Source organism: Aeromicrobium sp. CnD17-E (genome assembly GCF_024124745.1).
Classification (GTDB): Bacteria; Actinomycetota; Actinomycetes; order Propionibacteriales; family Nocardioidaceae; genus Aeromicrobium.
In genome coordinates this window covers 1-2,384 of the sequence record NZ_JAMXRU010000189.1, presented here as the reverse complement: position 1 = coordinate 2,384, position 2,384 = coordinate 1, and the positions used below count along the sequence as shown (strand labels likewise).

The following is a 2,384-nucleotide window of genomic DNA, read 5'->3' as shown; positions in this document are numbered from 1 at the left end:
GGTCGCGTCCGGCGTCTTGTCGGCCGTCGTCCTCGTGGTGCCGACGGTCCTCGTCGCGGTGCCGTGGCTCTACCACGCCGTCGAGGTGCTGCTCGCGCGCTGAGGTGCGCTCAGCGACGGAACAGCCGCCGCAGGAGGCCTACGGTCGCCGGCGCCGACTCCTCGGGGGACGCTGGCGGCACGGGCTCGTCCTCCTGCACGTCGACGACGTCGAGGTCGACGTGCACGCCCAGGAGCGAGCCGTCGGCGGCGAGCGTCCGCCACACGCGGTAGACGCCGTCGCCCCAGCCCGCGCTCGAGAGCACGACGTTCTCCCCCGCGGTCGCCCGGGGCAGCACGACGTCGATGCCGTCGCGGTGGACGCCGTCGTCGGGGTAGTGCAGCAGCTCGATCCAGCCGTCGAAGACCTCGTCGTACCAGGTCGAGCGGTCCTCGGGCATGCCCCGCTCGACGCTCTCGGCGTCGACGAACCCCACCACGCCCGCGTCGACGGGCACGTCGCGCGCGGCGGCGCGCTCCACGACGGCGGGCTCGCCCTCCGCCAGGACCAGCGACAGGTACGCCACCCGCACGTGCGAGCCGTCCTGCGCGTCGGAGACGTCGGCCAGGGTCATCGCCACCGGGTGGTCGCCCCCGGGCACGTCGACCAGCACGCCCTCCCCCAGGTTCACGAGCGAGTCGCTCACCTCGAGCCGCCCGCTCGGGAGCCGCAGCACCCCGAGCGGCTGCACGGTCAGGGTCCGCGGCCCCTCGTCGGTCTCGACGACGCCGGAGCGCAGGGCGTGGAAGTGCTGCAGGTCCATGCCGTCCAGCCTGCCAGCCGGCCCGGACGTCGCGCCAGGGTCAGGTGAGCGGGGCCAGCGCGGCACGCACGACGTCAGGCACGGGGGTGACCGTCCGGTCGGTGCCCGAGACGTACACGTGCACGAACCGCCCGACCGCCGCGGGCGTGTCGGACTCGCCCTGGAACAGACCGATCTCGTACACGACGCTCGACGTGCCGAGCCGCGTCACGCGCAGACCCGCCTCGACGTCGGCGGGGAAGCGCAGCTCGCGCAGGAAGCGACAGCCCGTCTCCGCGACGACGCCGTAGGCGTCGAGGGTGCGGGGGTCGACGCCGTCCAGCTCGTGGGCCCGCTCGATGAGGTAGCCGTTCACCGCCGTGTCGAAGTAGGAGTAGTAGACGACGTTGTTGACGTGCCCGTACACGTCCTCGTCGGCCCACCGCGTCGTGATGCGGCGCAGCACCGGGAAGTCGGCCCGTCGCGGCTCGGTCCGCTCCTGCCCGCTCACGCGGTCTCCTCCTCGCGCAGCCGCTGGCTGATGACGGTCGTGACGCCGTCGCCACGCATCGAGACGCCGTAGAGCGCGTCGCCGACCTCCATCGTCCGCTTCTGGTGGGTGATGACGATGAGCTGGGAGTTGGCGCGCAGCTCCTCGTAGATCTCGAGCAGGCGACCCAGGTTGGTGTCGTCGAGCGCGGCCTCGACCTCGTCGAGGATGTAGAACGGGCTCGGGCGGGCCTTGAACAGAGCCACCAGGAAGGCGACGGCGACGAGCGAGCGCTCACCGCCGGACAGCAGCGACAGCCGCTTGACCTTCTTGCCCGGCGGTCGCGCCTCGACGTCGATGCCGGTCGTCAGCATGTCGTCGGGGTCGGTGAGCAGCAGCCGGCCCTCGCCTCCCGGGAACAGGCGCGAGAACACGTCCTCGAAGGCCGCGGACACGTCGACCCAGGCCTCGCTGAACACCTGCTGCACGCGCTCGTCGACGTCGGCGACGATGTCGAGCAGGTCCTGCCGGGTGCGCTTGAGGTCGTCGAGCTGCTCGGACAGGAACTGGTGGCGCTCCTCGAGCGCCGAGAACTCCTCCAGCGCGAGCGGGTTGACCTTGCCGAGCATGGCCATGGCCCGCTCCGCAGCGCGCAGCCGCTTGGTCTGCTCGGCCCGGTCGTACGGACGACCCTGCGGCGCCTCGTCGGTCGCTGCGGTGTCGTCGGTGTCGCTGGACTCGCCCTGCACCTCCTCGGAGGTCGGGGGCACCGGCTGGTCCGGACCGTACTCCGCGACGAGCGCCTCGACCTCGATGCCGAGCTCCTCGAGCGCGCGCGCCTCCAACGCCTCCAGCCGCAGTCGCTGCTCGGCCCGCGCCATCTCGTCGCGGTGCACCGACGTCGTGAGCCCCTGCAGCTCCTCGGACAGGCTGCGCAACCGGGCGCGCACCTCGCGCAGCTCGCTCTCGCGACCCGTCCGCGACTGCTCGATGCTCGAGCGCAGTGCCGCCGCCTCGGCGAGCGTCGTCTCGAGGCGGGCCAGCGCGACGTCGCCGACCGCGAGGACCGCGCGCGCCGTCTCGGCCTCGCGCAGCTGCTGCTCGCGGCGCAG

Annotated in this window: 3 protein-coding genes; all 3 read right to left on the bottom strand. The window is 72.9% G+C overall.

What is annotated here, in order from left to right; genetic code table 11:
* Positions 1-110 precede the first annotated feature (110 nt).
* Entirely contained in the window at positions 111-803 is a 693-nt protein-coding gene (locus NH339_RS17925) for a DUF4241 domain-containing protein (RefSeq protein WP_253027355.1), read from the bottom strand.
* Between the two features lie 40 nt (positions 804-843).
* Positions 844-1,293, bottom strand: coding sequence for a thioesterase family protein (locus NH339_RS17920; protein ID WP_253027354.1), 450 nt, complete (start codon positions 1,291-1,293; stop codon positions 844-846).
* Positions 1,290-2,384, bottom strand: a 1,095-nt coding sequence (locus NH339_RS17915; RefSeq protein ID WP_253027353.1) for an AAA family ATPase, incomplete at its 5' end; no start/stop codon positions are given. The genes NH339_RS17915 and NH339_RS17920, both read right to left, overlap by 4 nt.

Bases quoted from the DNA above. Each gene is read 5' to 3' on its own strand.
- NH339_RS17925 (WP_253027355.1), bottom strand. From the start codon at position 803: ATGGACCTGCAGCACTTCCACGCCCTGCGCTCCGGCGTCGTCGAGACC.